The organism is Xanthomonas theicola (assembly GCF_014236795.1).
Taxonomy (GTDB): domain Bacteria; phylum Pseudomonadota; class Gammaproteobacteria; order Xanthomonadales; family Xanthomonadaceae; genus Xanthomonas_A; species Xanthomonas_A theicola.
In genome coordinates, this window is the sequence record NZ_CP049017.1 from 3730250 (window position 1) to 3745736 (window position 15487).

16 protein-coding genes and 3 pseudogenes are annotated in these 15487 nt (G+C 69.7%); 7 read left to right on the plus strand and 12 right to left on the minus strand.

From position 1 onward, the window contains the following. Nucleotides 1–19: 19 nt before the first annotated feature. Both G4Q83_RS17370 and G4Q83_RS17375 read left to right on the plus strand, forming a co-directional pair. Nucleotides 20–940 (plus strand): hypothetical protein, encoded by a 921-nt coding sequence (locus tag G4Q83_RS17370; RefSeq protein ID WP_128419072.1) that lies wholly within the window; start codon nt 20–22, stop codon nt 938–940. Continuing rightward, the gene (locus G4Q83_RS17375; protein WP_128419071.1) at nt 937–1776 is read left to right on the plus strand and encodes a sulfotransferase domain-containing protein; all 840 of its coding nucleotides are present in this window, start codon (nt 937–939) and stop codon (nt 1774–1776) included. Before G4Q83_RS17370 ends, G4Q83_RS17375 begins: the two co-directional genes overlap by 4 nt. Here G4Q83_RS17375 and G4Q83_RS17380 read toward each other — a convergent pair. Genes G4Q83_RS17380 through G4Q83_RS17395 form a run of 4 tightly spaced genes read right to left on the minus strand, consistent with a single transcriptional unit; the run spans nt 1749 to nt 3991 of the window. Next, complete coding sequence (locus G4Q83_RS17380; RefSeq protein ID WP_246432149.1) at nt 1749–2255, minus strand: GNAT family N-acetyltransferase; 507 nt, start codon at nt 2253–2255, stop codon at nt 1749–1751. The genes G4Q83_RS17375 and G4Q83_RS17380 overlap by 28 nt on opposite strands. A 10-nt stretch (nt 2256–2265) precedes the next feature. After that, nucleotides 2266–2856 carry a phage tail protein gene (locus G4Q83_RS17385; protein WP_128419070.1) on the minus strand — a complete coding sequence of 197 codons (591 nt, stop codon included), beginning with the start codon at nt 2854–2856 and terminating at the stop codon, nt 2266–2268. Between the two features lie 24 nt (nt 2857–2880). Then, the gene (locus G4Q83_RS17390; RefSeq protein ID WP_128419069.1) at nt 2881–3435 is read right to left on the minus strand and encodes a phage tail protein; all 555 of its coding nucleotides are present in this window, start codon (nt 3433–3435) and stop codon (nt 2881–2883) included. Nucleotides 3436–3460: 25 nt separating this feature from the next. Continuing rightward, nucleotides 3461–3991, minus strand: coding sequence for a phage tail protein (locus G4Q83_RS17395; protein WP_128419068.1), 531 nt, complete (start codon nt 3989–3991; stop codon nt 3461–3463). Between the two features lie 357 nt (nt 3992–4348). Between G4Q83_RS17395 and G4Q83_RS17400 the strand changes: the two genes are divergently transcribed. Next, entirely contained in the window at nt 4349–5533 is a 1185-nt protein-coding gene (locus tag G4Q83_RS17400; RefSeq protein WP_246432150.1) for a nucleotidyltransferase family protein, read from the plus strand. A gap of 306 nt (nt 5534–5839) precedes the next feature. Here G4Q83_RS17400 and G4Q83_RS24795 read toward each other — a convergent pair. The 3 genes and pseudogenes from G4Q83_RS24795 to G4Q83_RS17415 all read right to left on the minus strand — a co-directional run. Then, nucleotides 5840–6040 (minus strand): annotated as a pseudogene (locus G4Q83_RS24795) (gluconolaconase); the annotation flags it as partial. Further along, nucleotides 6028–6174 (minus strand): RNA 2'-phosphotransferase, encoded by a 147-nt coding sequence (locus tag G4Q83_RS24800; protein WP_386272916.1) that lies wholly within the window; start codon nt 6172–6174, stop codon nt 6028–6030. The pseudogene G4Q83_RS24795 and the gene G4Q83_RS24800, both read right to left, overlap by 13 nt. 82 nt (nt 6175–6256) lie before the next feature. Further along, on the minus strand, nt 6257–7156 hold the full coding sequence (locus G4Q83_RS17415; RefSeq protein ID WP_128419066.1) for an AraC family transcriptional regulator: 900 nt from the start codon (nt 7154–7156) through the stop codon (nt 6257–6259). A gap of 299 nt (nt 7157–7455) precedes the next feature. On the opposite strand from G4Q83_RS17415, the gene G4Q83_RS17420 reads away from it, so the two are divergent. Then, the gene (locus G4Q83_RS17420) at nt 7456–7821 is read left to right on the plus strand and encodes a hypothetical protein (RefSeq protein WP_128419065.1); all 366 of its coding nucleotides are present in this window, start codon (nt 7456–7458) and stop codon (nt 7819–7821) included. Nucleotides 7822–8009: 188 nt separating this feature from the next. Here the strand turns inward: G4Q83_RS17420 and G4Q83_RS17425 are convergent, their stop codons facing one another. The 3 genes from G4Q83_RS17425 to G4Q83_RS17435 form a co-directional block, all read right to left on the minus strand. Then, nucleotides 8010–8930 (minus strand): CorA family divalent cation transporter, encoded by a 921-nt coding sequence (locus tag G4Q83_RS17425; RefSeq protein ID WP_128419064.1) that lies wholly within the window; start codon nt 8928–8930, stop codon nt 8010–8012. 132 nt (nt 8931–9062) lie between these two features. Next, complete coding sequence (gene cycA, locus G4Q83_RS17430; protein ID WP_128419063.1) at nt 9063–10442, minus strand: D-serine/D-alanine/glycine transporter; 1380 nt, start codon at nt 10440–10442, stop codon at nt 9063–9065. A gap of 151 nt (nt 10443–10593) precedes the next feature. After that, complete coding sequence (locus tag G4Q83_RS17435; RefSeq protein ID WP_128419062.1) at nt 10594–11469, minus strand: DMT family transporter; 876 nt, start codon at nt 11467–11469, stop codon at nt 10594–10596. A gap of 246 nt (nt 11470–11715) precedes the next feature. Here G4Q83_RS17435 and G4Q83_RS23645 point away from each other — a divergent pair, with 246 nt between their 5' ends. From G4Q83_RS23645 to G4Q83_RS17450, 3 genes are all read left to right on the plus strand, one after another. After that, nucleotides 11716–12528, plus strand: coding sequence for a hypothetical protein (locus G4Q83_RS23645; protein WP_246432152.1), 813 nt, complete (start codon nt 11716–11718; stop codon nt 12526–12528). A 182-nt stretch (nt 12529–12710) separates the two neighbouring features. Beyond that, nucleotides 12711–13454, plus strand: a complete 744-nt coding sequence (locus tag G4Q83_RS17445; protein ID WP_158254961.1) for a peptidoglycan-binding protein — start codon at nt 12711–12713, stop codon at nt 13452–13454. A gap of 276 nt (nt 13455–13730) precedes the next feature. Further along, entirely contained in the window at nt 13731–14567 is an 837-nt protein-coding gene (locus G4Q83_RS17450) for a class I SAM-dependent methyltransferase (RefSeq protein ID WP_128419060.1), read from the plus strand. 81 nt (nt 14568–14648) lie between these two features. On the opposite strand, the pseudogene G4Q83_RS22675 reads toward G4Q83_RS17450, so the two are convergent. Together G4Q83_RS22675 and G4Q83_RS22680 are read right to left on the minus strand one after the other, a co-directional pair. Beyond that, a pseudogene (locus tag G4Q83_RS22675) lies at nt 14649–14771 on the minus strand (IS630 family transposase); the annotation flags it as partial. A gap of 422 nt (nt 14772–15193) precedes the next feature. Next, a pseudogene (locus G4Q83_RS22680) lies at nt 15194–15417 on the minus strand (PA0069 family radical SAM protein); the annotation flags it as partial. Nucleotides 15418–15487 lie beyond the last annotated feature (70 nt).

Here is a 15487-nt window from a genome sequence, read left to right on the forward strand (position 1 = left end):
CAGCCGGACGCGGGCGGCCATGCAGGCGGGCGGCCACGACTACCTGCTCTGCGGCTGGCACGTGCGCAGTGCTCTGGCGCTGCCGGAGCTGCCGCGATGGCCAGGAACGGCCGCCGGCGCCGACCACGCGGATGTGGTCATCGAGGATGCGCCGCTCCCCGAGCGGCTGGATCCGGCGGCGCCCCCCGGGACATGGCTGAGCGTCGGCGACGACGGCTCCGTGCTGCTGCAGGTTCCGCAGCTGGTCCGCATCCATGTCCTGGGCGGGCACACGATCCGGGTACAGCGCCTGTGCCTGCACGACCAAGGCTGGCGGTTGTTCCTGCTCGGCTCGGCGCTGGGCTACCTGTGTCTGCAACGCGGCGTGTTTCCGCTGCATGCCGCCAGCGTGCGCATCGGCACCCGCATCCTGGCCATCGCGGGCCACAGCGGCGCCGGAAAATCCACCCTCGCCGCCACGCTGCTCAAGCGCGGCCACGGCCTGCTCAGCGACGACCTGACCGTCATCCGCGACATCCCTCAGGACCGGGGCATCGAGGTACTGCCGGCATTCCCGCGACTGAAGCTGTGGCGCGACACGCTGCAATCACTGCAGCTTCCCGACACCGGCGTGCCGCGGGTGCGCCCCGGCATGGAGAAGTTCGATCTGCGCCCGCGCTCCGGGTTCGATACCGCGCCTGCCGCGCTGGATGGCATCGTGGTGCTGCGCGATGCGCCCGAGTTGCAACTGCAGCGCTATCCGCGCAGCGCCGCGTTGCCGGTGCTGCACGGCTACCTGGCCCGGCCGCAGGTGGCCGCGCGTCTGGGCCTGCGCGCGACCACCTTCGCCCAGGCCGCCGCGATCGCCCGCCAGATCCCGGTCTGGCGGCTGCAGCGGCCGCGCCGCTTCGACGCGCTGGAGGCGACGGCGGACCTGATCGAGGTGCAACTGGGCACATGAACCGACACGGGATCTTCTGGCTCGCGTCCTACCCGAAGTCCGGCAACACCTGGGTGCGCTGCCTGATCGCCAGCCTGCAGAACGACGCCGCGGCGATGGACCTCAACGGTCTCGGGCGGCAACTGCCCAATGCGGCCTCGCGCATCTGGCTGGAACGCTTCGTCGACATGGACACCGGCGATCTCATGCATGCCGAACTGGACCTGCTGCGCAGCGCCGCCTACCGGCAATGCGCGGCACACGCGATGAGCCTGCTCAAGATCCACGACAGCTACGACGCCGACCTGTTTCCGGCCGAGGCCACGCTGGGCACCGTCTACATCGTGCGCGATCCACGCGATGTGGCGCCCTCCTGGGCGGACCACATGCGCGTGGATCTGGACACCGCCATCCGGCAGATGGCCGATCCGCACCTGACCATGAGCGAGGGCCTGCATGCCTACCGGCCGCAGGCGCGACAGCGCTTCGGCTCCTGGTCGGGACACGTCGCCTCCTGGCTGCACCACGCGCCGGCGCCGTGTCTGCTGCTGCGCTACGAGGACCTGCAGGCGCAGCCGTCGCGCGAGACCGCGCGCCTGGCGGCGTTTCTCGGTCTGCCCGCCGACGCGGACCGGGTGGCGCGCGCGGTCGCGGCCTGCCGTTTCGACGCCTTGCGCGAAATCGAGGAGCACAGCGGGTTCATCGAGCGCCGCGACGGTCAACCGCGTTTTTTCCGCCAGGGCCGCGCCGGCGCCTGGCAAAGCGCGCTGCACGCGCGCCAGGCCGCGCGACTGGTGACCGACCACGGCGCGATGATGCGGCAGCTGGGCTACGACACCGGCACCGCGTCCGGCTGATCCCACTGCATCTGCCAGGCGACGCCGGTGTCGGCGACGGCGCGAAAACCCAGCTGCCGGTACAGCGCCGCGGCGGGGTTGTCCTTGTACACCTGCAAGCGCACGCGGCGCGCCTGCACCTGCACCGCGCCGATCAGCGCACGGCCGATGCCCTGGCCGCGGCAGGCGGCACGCAGCGCGATGTCCAGGATGCGGACTGTGCCGTCGGTGTCCGGCGCCAGGTACAGCCGGCCCACGACCTGTGCGTACTCGGTCAGCACCAGCAACCGCGCGTCCGGATGGCGCCGCGTGTAGTCGCGGCGCTGCGCATCGAACTGCTGGTCGAGCAGCGCGGCCTTGGCCGCGTCGTCCCAGGGCATCGCCGCGAACTCACCCCAGCGCTGCTGCCGGAACATATCCCGCAACGCCGGCAGGTCCTGCGCGTCTTCGTGGCGCAGCGCCAATCCGCGCGCCTGCCATGGCGCAGGCAGGCGCGGCATGGCCGCGCCGTCAGGGCCGGGGCGGATAGACGCCATCGGTGGCGCAAATGCAGAACCGCAGCGTCACATACGGCTGCCGGTTCTCATGCGCCTGGACCGCCGCCGGGGTGGGCGGAAACGCGGACAGTGCGGTGGGCGCCATCGCCCCCAGCGCGGGCGCCGAGGCCTCCGGCACGTACGCGAGGAACGTGGTCGGCGGCGTGGTCGAGAGATTGAGCAGGCGCGACACGTAGGCATTGCCGCTGGGCGCGCTGCTGAACGCGCCCGGCGCAGTGGCCGGCGCCATGAACTTGCTGGCGACGAGGTGGTTGTGCACCGGCAGCTGCGCCGCGGACGTCAGCGCGACCGCATCGGCGCCCTGCAACTGGCCGATGACGTAATTGCTCAAGCCGGCGCCCTGGCCCTGGCCGATGCCTGCGCGGCCGCGCAGGTCGGGCAGCCCGAACGTGGTGCGGCCGTCGCCGCCGTAGCGCATGCCGATCACCGCGTACAGCGCCTGGTACTGCTGCAGGCTCACCAACTGGCCCATGCAGTCGAGCCATCCCTCGGGCGCGAAGTTGTAGGTGAACGCACGCACCTCGCCGATGAAACTGTTGGACATGTCGAACTCCTTAGCGATGGCCGGTCACGGCCTGTCCGGGAACAAGCCGTTCAGGCAGATCAGGTAGTTGAGCGTCTGCGTCGCCATGCGGTTGTCGTGCGCCTGGTTGGCGCCGGCCGTCGCCACGGTGTTCTTGGCCAGGGTCGACACGCCGGGAGAAGACCCGGAGGCAGGGGTGAAGTACGCCACGTCCCCGCCCTGCGGCGCGGCGAGCTGGTTGGCGACCGGGGTCAGCGCCGTGGCCGCGGTGTTGCTGGCCTGCAGCGTGTGCCGGTGCGGCGGCATCTCCGCCACCTGCAGCGCGACCGTCTCGGTACCGAACTGCTGCGCCAGCACGCGCTGGGTCAACTGCGGGGCCGGGGCGCGGGGGATGCCCTGGCCTTGCCCGAGCGGCACGCGCCCGCGCAGGTCCGGCAGGTTGAAGTTGCCGCCGGCCATCGACCCGCCGTACGTGGTGCCGATCAGGGCGAACAGGGCTTGGTAGTTCTGGATCTGCAGTTGGCGTCCGTCGCAAAAGGCCCAGTCTTGCGGCGCGTAGTTGCCGGCGAACAAAATGATCTGGCCTACATAGGCATCCATGGTGTCGTTTCCTTCGTGACAGGCGTCAGGGGCGCTGCGGATACAGGCCGGACGTGCAGATGCAGAAATTCAGCACCAGCGACGGCTGCATGTTGGGGTGCGCGGCGCCCGCACCCTCCTGGCTCACCGAATCGGCTGCCAGCCCGACCGGCGTCCCCGACGCCGCATACAGGTTGTGCGTGACCGGAGGCGCGGCCAGGTAGGCGTTGAGTACCGCGCCGGTGGTCCCCGCCGCGGCGGTCGCCTGTACCGCATGGGTATGCGGCGGAATCTGGGTGGCGGTCAGCGCCACCGCTTCCAGCCCGCCGTAGCTGCCGACGGCATACGTCGCCGGCGGCGTGGTAAGCGGATTGACGCCCTGGCCGACCGGCACGCGGCCGCGCAGATCGGGCAGGTTGAACGTGGTCCGACCGTCGCCGCCGAACTGGCTGCCGAGCAACGACGCCAGCGCCTGGTTGCCCTGGATGGTCAGCGAGCGGCCGTCGCACGGCAGCCACCCCTGCGGCACCCAGTCCATCGGGAACAGGCGGAGTTCGCCAAGATACGGATCCGTCATGCATCACCTCACTTGATGTGAGCGGCATCGAGCGGCGGGCCGCATCCGCGACCGTGCGCGAGACCGCAAATTCCGCAACGGCGCCGACCGTCGCACTGCACTTCGGGCGTTATGCTACACAGCACGCGTGCATCCGACGCGTCGATGCCAGGCCGGCACGGCGGGCGCCACCGTCACTCGGGGGGGAGGGAATCATGCGTGGACTTAATTACTTAGCGTCGATTCCAGAGAACGCGGCGGGCGCTGGATCGAACACTTTTGTCTACCGTCAGATACATCGGCGGAATGTTGCGCATCCCGCGTTCGCAGGCCGTGGCGCCTGCCGTCCGTGTCCCTGAGCCGCGGGCGCACCGTCGCGTGAACGACGCCTCCACCGCATGGTCGCCCGCCTTCGGTTACGCATTGCGCCTGTGGCGGCGGGATGCGGACGCGGCGGCGGCGGCGGCGATCGACGCATCAGCGTTCGCGCGCACACTGGCGCAGCACCGGCTGGCCCTGGCCTTGCCGGCGGCCGATACGCTGGACGCCGGCGTGCCCGAGGCGCTGCGCGCCGCATTGCGGACCCGGCAACGCCGCATGACCATGCACGCGCTGCGGCAGACCGCCGCGTTGCGCGGGATCGTCGCATCGCTGCGCGCGGCAGGCCTGCGCCACTGCCTGCTGAAGGGCCAGGGCTACGCCGCGCTGTTCGACGCCCGGCAACGCGAGGCCTGCGACATCGACCTGCTCGTCGTGCGCGAGGAATGCGGCCGCGCCTTGCCGCTGCTGCGGGAGCTGGGCTATGTGCCGGATCCGGCCGCTGCCGCCGACCCGGAGCGCTACGCCAACGACAACCATGCGTTGCCGCTGCGCCATGCCACGACCGGCGTGGTGCTGGAGTTGCACCTGCGCCTGGCCAACCAGCCAGGCCAGTTCCGCCTGACAGGTCCGGCGCTGTGGAACGAGCACACCACCACAGTGACGCTGGCGGGTCTGCAGGTGACCACGCTGGCGCCCCCCGCGGCCGTGGTCTATGCCGCGTTCCATGGCACCAAGCACAACTGGCATCGCGCGTTCTGGCTGGTGGATATGGCCCAGGCGATGCGCAGCGCGACGCTGGACTGGGGCGCGGCGCTGGCGCTGGCGCGCGGCTTGGGGATCGAGCGGCAACTGGCGATGGGCGTCCTGCTCGCCGAGGCGACGCTTGGCGCGGCGTTGCCGCCCGCGCTGCGCGCGCAGGCGCCATTGCTGCGCAGCGCGCGTCGCGCCGCCGACGCCCTGCTGCCGCATCTGGACGCGCTCGGTTCCGATCGCGGTGCCGACCTCGCTGCACGCCTGGGCATGGTCCGCTACGCCCTGCGCCTGCTGTCGCTGCAATCGACCTGGCGCGGCCGGCTGCAGCTGATCCCGTTCCTGCTGGCGCCCACCCAGGACGACCGCAGCGCAGTGGCGCTGCCGGGCCACCTGCACTGGGCGTACCCCGGCCTGCGTGCGCTCCGGCTGGCGCGCCAGCACCTGGCCAAGCGCCGGCATGCGCGGCGCGAGCGGCCGCAACGCGGTTGAACCCGCGGCGCGCCGATGTGCCGGTATGCCGCCGGTGCTGCATGTCCGCTATTCCAGCGTCACCGGCAGATCGCCATTGGCCGTGGCCTGGTTGCCGCGGTAATCGCGCGCGGCGATGCGGATCAGGTAGTCGCCGGCGGGCAGCGCGCCCGGTGGCCACCGGCCTTGGCGATGCGGCCGTCGCGCACCTTGTTGGTCGCCAGGTAGCGGAAGCGGGTATGCGCGCTGCCGTGCGCGGCAGTGCCGCTGTCGGCGGCATGCGACCTCCGCCGCGTCCGCATCCTTGGCGTTGGCGTTGGCGATGACGATGGCGTAAACGGTCTGCCCGACGTCGCCGCGGATATCCAGGCCCGCATGCAGGTGGTCGCGGCTTTCGCCCTGGTGGTTGCCGCGCACCTCGCCGAGCGTGCCGACCCCCTCGTGCCAGCCATCCTGCGGACGCAGCGGCCAGCGGCCGTGCGTGGCCGGCAATGGCTGCGCGGCAGCAGGCCCGGTCACCGCCGGCGCGGCGGCGGCCTCCGCTGCAGTTGCGCGCGGGTCAGCGGGTGCGTCGACTGGGCACGCTGCAGCAGGGCATCGATCGACGCCCAGCCCTGCGCATCGAGCTGCGGCCCGATCGCCTGCGGCTGGTGGCGCAGCACCCGGCTCGGGAACTTGCTCGCGGCCTCCTCGGACAGGTCATCGCAGCGGCCTCGACATGCGCGGGCGGCCGGGCGGGGGCGATCAGCCGCCCAGGCCGAGTTGCTCGGCCAGGTCGTTGCGCGGCGAACGGCCGTACAGGCGGCTGTACTCGCGGCTGAACTGAGACGGGCTCTGGTAGCCGACGCGGTAGCCGGCCGCGCCCACGTCCATCCGCTCCACCACCATCAGCCGCCGCGCCTCGCGCAGGCGCAGCTGTTTCTGGTACTGCAGCGGGGTCATCGCGGTCACCGCGTTGAAATGGTGATGCAGCGAGGACGCACTCATGTTCACCTGCCGCGCCAGATCCTCGATCCGCAGCGGTTCGGCGTAGTGCTGGCGCAGCCACGCGATCGCCTTGGCGATGCGGTTGCCAGGGCTGTCCTCCTGCGCGATGCGCAGCAGGTTCGGACCGCACGGGCCGGTCAGCAGGCGGTACAGGATTTCCTGCTCGATCAGCGGCGCCATCGCCGCGATGTCCTCGGGCCGTTCGAGCAGCCTGAGCATGCGCAGCGTCGCGTCCAGCAACGCAGGGCACGCGGTGTTGACCGAGACCCCGCGCACGCACTCCGCGCTGGCCTGTGCCGGCAACCGGATGCGCTCCAATAGGTCGCGCAGCCGGTCCGGGCGGATCGACAGGGCCACGCCCAGCAGCGGCCGCTCCGGACTGGCCTGGGTGATCCGCGACACCACCGGCAGGTCGAGGGCCACCAGCAGGTAATTGCCGACGCCGTAGCGGTACTCCTCCGAGCCCATGCTCAGGCACTTCTCGCCCTGCACCACCAAGGCGAAGCACGGCCACTGCGCGATGTGGGTCTTGGGCGACGGCGCCGAACGGTGCGAACAGAAAAAGCCGTCGATGGCGGTGGCGCCATCGCCGTCGGGCACTGCCAATCGGGCAAGCAGCGCGGCCATTTCTCGGTAGCGGTCGGCGAGCGCGGTCATCGGCGTATGGCGCGGTGGCGGGCGATGGGGACGTACAACTTGCCCGATGCCGCGGCGGCGTGGTCGCCGCCGCGGCACGGTTTGCAGGATCGTACAAGAATCCCGCGGGATCGCGATAACGCGGCGCGGCGCGGCGCTCGCATCCTGTGCAGGCCGGATCCCCCGCCGCGCCTACCGGAGTGCTGCCATGCCCGCCCTGTCTCCTCCCTCCGCTCCCCATCCACCGATCGCCGCCGCAGCGCCGTGCCAGCGGCCTTGCCACCACCGCGCCGCGCGGCGCAGGGCGCAGGGCTGAGCCGATGCAAGCGCATACCGAAGCCCTGGAGATCACCACCTTCCGCCTGCAGGACTGCACCTGGCGCACCTTCCTGCGCGCCAACGCCGAGGTCGACGCGTGGCTGCGGCGCCAGCCCGGCTTCCGCTGGCGCCGCATCGCGCGGCGCCGCGACGGCACCGTGGTCGACATGCTGCTGTGGGACAGCGTCGCCCACGGCACCGCCGCGGCGCGGCGCCTGATGCGCGAACTGCGCGGCGCCGCGATCCACGCGCTGATCGACCCGAACACGGTGTCCTGGGACATCGCGCCGGTGCAGCACGTCAGCGGCGAGGCGCGCGACGGCCGCGAGGCCGACGCTGAAACCGAAACCGACAGTCTCGCCGCCTAGCGCGTTTTCGACTCTGGTATTTGCAGTCAGCGGAGTGTTGTGGGAGCGACTTCAGTCACGAATGGCTCTACCTGTAAGGCTCGTCGCGACTGAAGTCGCTCCCACAAATGGCATCACTTGGATCGAAAGTGCTCTAGCGCGCGGCGCCTGCCGGCAGGCACGGCGCCGCCCGCCACGTCCGCCGGCGCTCACACCCAACCGCGGCGGCGGAACCATGCCAGCGGCAGCAGCATGCTCAGCGCGATCACCCCCAGCGCCCAGAAATAGGCGCCGTGCCACTTCAGCTCGGGCATGTGCGCGAAGTTCATGCCCCAGATGCCGACCAGCACCATCGGCGGGATGCCGACCACCGAGGCCACCGCCATCACCTTCATCACGTTGTTCTGGTCGATGTTGATCATGCCCAGCACGCTGTCGAGCAGGAACTGGATGCGGTCGTCGAGGTGCTGCTCGAACTCGCTGAGGGTGACCAGATCCTTGTGCAGCAGGCCGATCCGTTTGCCCGCGCCGTCGCCGAACCAGCCCGGCGCGCTGTCGTCCAGATAGGTCGCCAGGCGCAGCAGGCCCTGGCCGGCGCTGTGCAGGCCGCCGAGGCGCCGGCCCATGCCGCCGACTGCATGCAGCATCCGCTCCAGGTCGCGCGACTTGTGCCGCCTGCGCGGCGCGGCGAAGGCCGCGCAGGTGATGTCGGTGATTTCCGCCTCCAGTGCCTCCAAGCGGTCCGCCAGGCGCCCGACCAGTTGGTCGAGCAGGCGCAGCAACAGGTCGTCGCTGCTGTGGCAAGGGGCGTGCCGCAATCGCGCGATCACCGCATCCAGCGAGCCCATGCGCTGCTCGCGCTGGGTCACCAGCACCTGCGGCCCCACCGCGAAGCCCAGCGGCGCGGTGGGGCCGTCGTCGTCCTGGAAACGCGGCACGTTGAGGAACAGCACCTCGCCTTCGACCCGCACCCGGCTGCTGAACTCGATCTCGCCGATCGCCGCGCGCGTGGGCAAGGCGAAACCCACGCGCTGGTCGGCCTCGGCCAGCTCCTCGCCGCTGGGCTGGCACAGGTCCACCCAGCAGACCGGCGTGGCGGACGTTCCGGCAATGCGGTGGATCGTGATCATCGGGAGCGGCTCGCGTGCGAAGAGGCGGCGAGCATCCTCTGCCAGCGGTGGAGCGTCAACGGCGCCACCTGAACCTGTCGCGCCGTTGGCGCATCACCCCCCATCGGCAGCCAAGCGCCGCGGCGCGGCCGCTCAGGCGCCGGCAGCGCCGCGGCGCTTGACCGCATAGCCCAACGCCAGGATCAGGAACCACGCCGGGCTGGCCAGCAACGCCTGCCGGGTGTCGGCCTGCAGGGCCAGCAGGACCAGCACGAAGGCGAAGAACGCCAGGCACGCGTAGCACATCGCCACGCCGCCGGGCATCTTGAACGCGGATGCAGCGTGCAGCTGCGGGCGCTTGCGCCGGTAGGCGATGTACGCGCACAGGATCAGCGACCAGACGAACATGAACAGCACCGCGGCCAGCGTGGTGACCAGGGTGAACGCGGTGACCAGGTTCGGGATCAGGTACACCAGCAGCGTGCCGCCGAGCAGGCAGGCGCAGGAGAACAGCAACCCGCGCGCCGGCACCGCCGCGCGCGACAGCCGGGCCAAGCCGCGCGGCGCATGCCGCTCCTCGGCCAGGCCGTACAGCATGCGGGCGGTGGAGAAGATGCCGCTGTTGGCCGACGAGGTGGCCGAGGTCAGCACCACGAAGTTGATCAGGCTGGCCGCGGCCGGCACCCCGGCCAGCACGAACAGCTCCACGAACGGGCTCTTGCCCGGCACCACCTCGCGCCACGGCGTCACCGCCATGATCGCGACCAGCGCCAGCACGTAGAACACCAGGATGCGCACCGGGATCGAGTTGATCGCCTTGGGCAGGTTGCGGCGCGGATCGGCGGTCTCGGCGGCGGTGGTGCCGACCAGCTCGATGCCGACGAAGGCGAACACGGCGATCTGGAAGCCGGCGAAGAAACCGCCGATGCCCATCGGGAACATGCCGCCGTCGTTCCACAGGTTGGCCAGCGAGGCCACGTGCCCGGACGGCGACTGGAAGCCCCAGGCCACCAGCCCGGCGCCGGTGAGGATCAGCGCACAGATGGCGACGATCTTGATCAGCGCGAACCAGAATTCCATTTCGCCGAACAGCTTCACCGTCGCCAGGTTCAGGCCCAGCAGCAACAGCACGCACAGCATCGCCGGGATCCACGGCGCCAGGCCGGGGAACCAGAACTGCGCATAGGCGGCGATCGCGATCACGTCGGCGATGGCGGTGATGATCCAGCAGAACCAGTAGGTCCAGCCGCAGAAGAACCCGGCCCACGGGCCGAGCAGGTCGGTGGAGAAGTCGATGAACGACTTGTACTCCAGGTTCGACAGCAGCAGCTCGCCCATCGCGCGCATCACGAAGAACAGCATCGCGCCGATGATCAGGTACACGAACAGGATCGACGGCCCGGCCAGGCTGATGGTCTTGCCCGAACCCATGAACAGGCCGGTACCGATGGCGCCGCCGATCGCGATCAGTTGCAGGTGGCGGTTGGACAGGCTGCGCTGCAGGTGGTCGGGCTGGACGGACGGTTCGGGCATGGCGCGGCCACCGGCATGGGATAGGCGCATAACATAGAAGATGCGGGTCGCCTGCGCCAGGGCATTGCGCCGGTTCCGGGCGCGGATTTCCGCACAGTGGCGGAGCAGCGGCCTGCCCGCCGACAGCGCGGCGGCCCACCGCCAAGGCCGCTCACACGAGTTTGGTGCGCCGCCACCACTGCGCGACCTGCTCCTCGCGCACCAGGGTGAACAGTCCGGCGCCCAGGATCAGCGCGATGCCCACCGCCATCGGCCAGTCCAGGCGGTCGTGGAACAGCCAGTAACCGAAGCCGATCGCCCACAGCATCTGGCTGTACTGGGTCGGCGCCACCGCGCTGACCGGCGCGGCGCGCGACGCGTACATCAGCAGGATCGCGGCCAGGCCCGCGAGCAGGCCGTACCCGGCCAGCAACACCCACTGCTGCCAGGTCGGCCACACGAAGCTGGGCAGCATCAGCAGCGCGCCCATCAGCAACGGGCCGAGCACACCGGCCCCGTACAGGGTCAGCCGTTTCTCGCCTGGCCCGGCCATGCGCAGGCTGATCACCGACACCGCCCCGACCAGCCCGCAGACGATGGCCGCGACATGACCCTCGCCCAGGTGCCGGAATCCCGGCCGCAACACGATCAGCACGCCGACGAAACCGATGATCACCGCCAGCCAGCGCCGCCAGCGCACCTCCTCCTTGAGCAACAGCACCGACAGCACGGTGACGAAGATCGGCATCAGGAAGATCAGCGCGAACGCCTCGGCCATCGGCAACAGGGTGAAGGCGGTGACCGCGGACAGATTGCCGACCGCCCCGGTGAACGCGCGCAGCAGCCAGATGCTGGGACGCTGCGCCACCACCACCTCGCGCCAGCGGTCGCCGCGTTTCTTCAGGAACGGCAGGGCGGTGAGCATCAGCAACGCGCCGAAGAACACCACTTCATAGGCCGGCAGGCTGCCCTCCAGGTCCTTCACGAACGCATCGCTGATCGAATAGGCGGCATAGCAGGCGAAACCGAGCAGCACACCTTTGAGCATCGCGAGCCTCTTGCGATCGAACGGCGCCCCACGCGGAACGAGCGGGGAGAATGGACGCATTATGCGGGCGGAACGGCCGCGTGCTGCCGAGAAGATCCCGCCCCGGGGTCAACGAATTTTTAAGCAACGCGTTGCTATACCCCTGGGCATTATCGCAGACGGCGCCCGCGGTTGCGTCCAGGGAAGAGGGATACCGCGCTAGCGTTAGGAAGACGCGCATCCCATTCCGCCTCGTCGGCCTCCCTGTTGTTGCTGCTCAAGCCCGGTCGCGATGCGCGTGACGCGCATGCAGACCCAAAGGCCTGTTCGATGCCATCACTGCCACGTTGCCGCCCTTCCTCCTGGCCGTGGGCCTGGCCGGCTGCCAGCCGTCCGCCGACGGCACCGGGCAAACCACACCGCCACCCGCCGAACCCTGATGCCGCCGCCGAAGGCGGAACGCGCCAGACGCCGCCCCCGGAGGCGACCGGCGCCCCCGGCGGAGAGGCGTCGCTGCAGCCCTTGCTCAAGCCGGACGACCAGATCCTCGCCTTCATCAAGCGGCATGACCTGACCGGCGACGGCCAGGACCATGCGGTGGCCATCGTCCGCCATGCCAACGCCGACGCCTCGGGCAATCCCTGCGAACTGCTGGTCCTGCAACGAGCGAACAAGGCATGGAGCGTGTCCGATCGCAGCCCGCAAGCGGTCGACTGCCTCTACAACGACGTGGCACGCAACGCCAAGCGCCTGGACGACAACCTGACCCTGAAATCCCAGCAAATCGTCTACGTCAACCAACAGGCGCGCCGCAATGTCGCCTACACGCTGAAGTACGACACGGCCAAGAAGGCGTGGTACCTCGCCGAGACGAGCAGCACCACGCCGGTCGAGAATCCGCAGAGCGGCAAGATGGACGTGTTTCGCGGAACCGCGCGCTATCCGGCGGACATCGCCTGGACGCCCATCGCGCAGATCGATGCGGAACAACTGCCGTCTCCTCGGCCGACGATCGCTTCACGCGCCAGCAGGTGGAGGAAGCCGTCGCCAGTCGCGACCCACAGCGCATCGCCGCCGTGATGTACGAAAACCGCGTCGATCTCGGCAACACCGAACCTGGCGACGGCTGACGCTTCCATGGCCGCGGCTACCTGCCGTACACAGGGCGCGACAACTACGCGCGCTACGGCGAGCGCTTCAATGTCGACCTTGCCAACAATCCAGACCTGGCTGCCGAACCGCGGACCGCGGCCAAGCTTGCAGTGGCCTACTGGCAGGACCGCGTGCCGCAGAACCGGCATGACGACGCGCGCGCAGCCGGACGCATCATCAATGGCGGCGACAACGGCGCCGACGAGCGCGTGCGGGCTGCTGGCCAATGGGCCCGAACCATCACCCCCGAACTGGTCGCCGACATCCAGAGCGGCAAGGTCTCGCTGCAGCAGTTGGCCAGCATCGGCGGAGACGAGCACAGCCAGCAGACCCGGGCACTGCAGGAACAGCTGGCCGAACTTGGTTACCGCGCCGCCGACGGCAAGCCGCTGAACCCGGATGGCGATTTCGGCCGCAACACCCGCCACGCCCTGCAGGACTTCCAGCGCGCGCACGGGCTGGACGACGATGCGGTGATCGGACATAAGACGCGAGAGGCGCTGGCCGAGGCCAAGCAAGCGCCGCTGGTCTCGGAGGCCACGCATGCCGACAATGCGTTCTTCGCGGATCTGCGCGGACGCATGCCCGGCGCCACCGACGCCCGGGTCGCGCATACCCTGCAAGCGGCCAAGGCCGAAGGCATCAATGGCCCGCGGCAGATCCAGGCAGTCACGGTGCACGATAACGTTGCCTTCGTCGCCGGCACCACGCCCGGCTTCCGGGCACGCGTCGACCTGGACCAGACACCGACGTTGCAGGAGAGCACACGCCAGGTCGATCTGCACAATCAGGCGCTGCAGCAGCAAAATCGCCGGCAGGAACCTACGCAGGCACGGGGCGCAATGGCACCCTGACGCAGGGGGCCGCGGCGTTCGTGCAAGGCCCCGCTCCGGCGGGGCCTTCGACGTTCATGCCGAGGTTCGCAGGAGAATCCACCACCCTCCCGCCATCGCCCTTCGACGGCGCACCGCGGCTCGACCGAGGAAACGACCGGCACGCACCTTACGGGCGCGTAGCGGTTCAATGACAGCGATACCCCCGCTTGGCCGCGTCGGTTACGATGCGCCGCGCCGCATCGCTTCTTCAGCTGAACCGCCGGATCTGGCGGCCAGCGATAACCCGCTGATCACGTGACTCCCTATTCCGGCCCTCTGCTGACCCGCGCGCTCGCCGCCGCACTGCTTGCCGCACGCGATGGCGGCGCCGCCAGTTGGTCCGGATCGCTGGACCTGCAGCGCAGCGAAGCACAGGCGCGGCTCGGCGCGGACGGCTGGCAGTGGGGAGCGCGGACCTATCCGTATGCGTCCAGGCTCAAGGACCGCACGATCTACTACTGGGACGGCGAGGCGTTCGCGCCGGCATCGCGGTTCGGCGGCGCGCTGATCAAGCTGGTGCCGACCGAATGGGGCGCGCCGACGTTCGAGATCGACGGCATCAAGATGCTGCCCAGCGCGCAGCTGTCGCCGTTCGAGGACGCGCGGCGCAAGGTCGCGCTGATCGAACCGCTCGGCAAGCACGTGCTCGACACCTGCGGCGGGCTGGGCTATTTCGCCGCCTGCGCGCTGGAGGCCGGCGTGGCGCAACTGCACTCGTTCGAGAAGAACACCAACGTGTTGTGGCTGCGCACACTCAATCCATGGTCGCCGGATCCGGCCGCCAGCGGCGGACGTCTGCGGCTGGCGCATGCCGACGTCGCCCAGGCCATCGTCGCCACCGCCAGCGATTCGGTGGATGCGCTGCTGCACGACCCGCCGCGTTTCGGCATCGCCGGCGAGCTGTACTCGCAAGCGTTCTACGACCAGTTGGCACGGGTGCTGCGCCGCGGCGGGCGGCTGTTCCACTATACCGGCCGCCCGAACAGGCTGACCAGCGGCCGCGATGTACCGCGCGAGGTGGCCAAGCGCCTGGAAAAGGCAGGCTTCCGCGCGCAGCTGATGCTGGACGGGATATTGGCGACGCGCCGCTAGTGCCCCTGCCCCGCTGATACGTGAGCAAAGTCGATGCAGCTCCTGGAGGATCGAATCTGCAGGTGCGGTCCACTTGAACGGCAGGCAGAGCGCGTTATCCGGCGGGCTCAGGTACAGGCCCACCACCTCGCGCAGCTTCTCGATGGAGAACGGGGCGGTGGACAGCTTGAAGCCCCCGGTGCGATGGCGCGGCCGGCCAAAGAGACTGCGTGCAAAGGACTCAAACGGCGAACGCTCGTGGTCCGACAGCACCAACTCCGCCTTCGGTCTGCCTGTCCTCATCGCGGTATCTGCGTTCCAAAGATCCCGCAAAGACATGCACAAGCAATGCCAGGCATCCGAGGGACAGGACCTAGATCGTAGGCAGCTGCTTCGGATGAATTCGAGCTGCCCTTGAGCCGGCGCTCTTTCCGGTCGATCAGGTGCTTGGTGACCAGATGGTCGAAACACGGCTGCACCATCTTCCCGGTCGGCTTCGCGACAAGAAAATGAAAGCCAACGGGCAGCGGCCTCGCTGCTCGGGACGAAGTGCCCGGATCTCGCGGTACCCCATGGCGTACACGAGCCTGATAGCCGGCACCTGCCATGTCACGCAATGAAGCATGTTTCTTTTACCACGCGACCATACCGTGCTCACAGCCGTGGTACGGATTGACCGACTGCGAGAAGCCCACGTCGGGGGCTGGTTGCGGCTGATGATGCTGCGCGCAGTCTCCTCGCGCACTTGCGTGCGCAACCGCGGCGCGGCGAATTCTTCGCTGTCGTCGGGATGCCGACCATCGTCCTCGACCTGGCTGATGGTGCGCTCGAACCGCCCGGGCAGATGGCTGCCGGCGCCGCGTCCCTTGATGGCCGTGCTCGTTGACGCGGGATACGCCGCGCGCGTCTCAGCCGCTGCGACGGCGCCCGGGCGGCGCTGA